Raw genomic sequence first — 480 nt, forward strand, 5'->3', positions numbered from 1 at the left:
TCGCCATCCTCTACTTCGCCCTGATGATCGACTCAGGCCTGTTTGACCCGGCTGTGCGCAAGATCCTCAAACTGGTCAAGGGCGACCCGCTGAAGGTATCCATCGGCACCGCGGTGCTGGCCCTGGTGGTGTCCATGGACGGTGACGGCGCCACGACTTACATGATCTGCGTAGCCGCCATGCTGCCGCTGTACAGCCGCATCGGCATGAGCCCGCGGATCATGGCCGGCCTGATCATCCTCGCCGGTGGTGTGATGAACATGACCCCGTGGGGCGGCCCGACCGCGCGTGCCGCCAGTGCATTGCATGTCGACCCGTCGGACATCTTCGTGCCGATGATCCCGGCGATGCTCGCTGGCGTAGTGGCGATCCTGGCGATTGCCTACCTGTACGGTAAACGTGAACGCGCGCGCCTGGGTGAATTGCACCTGATCGGCGACGAAATCGACCACAGCGAAATCAGCGTTTCGCAGTTTCCGG

At 62.9% G+C, this 480-nt stretch carries 1 protein-coding gene; it reads left to right on the forward strand.

Features of this window, described 5'->3' with window-relative positions:
• On the forward strand, positions 1 to 480 hold a 480-nt coding region (locus AB4Z02_RS19045), incomplete at both ends, for an SLC13 family permease (RefSeq protein WP_441972930.1).

Origin of the sequence: Pedococcus sp. 2YAF34 (assembly GCF_052114585.1) — a bacterium.
Classification (GTDB): domain Bacteria; phylum Actinomycetota; class Actinomycetes; order Actinomycetales; family Dermatophilaceae; genus Pedococcus.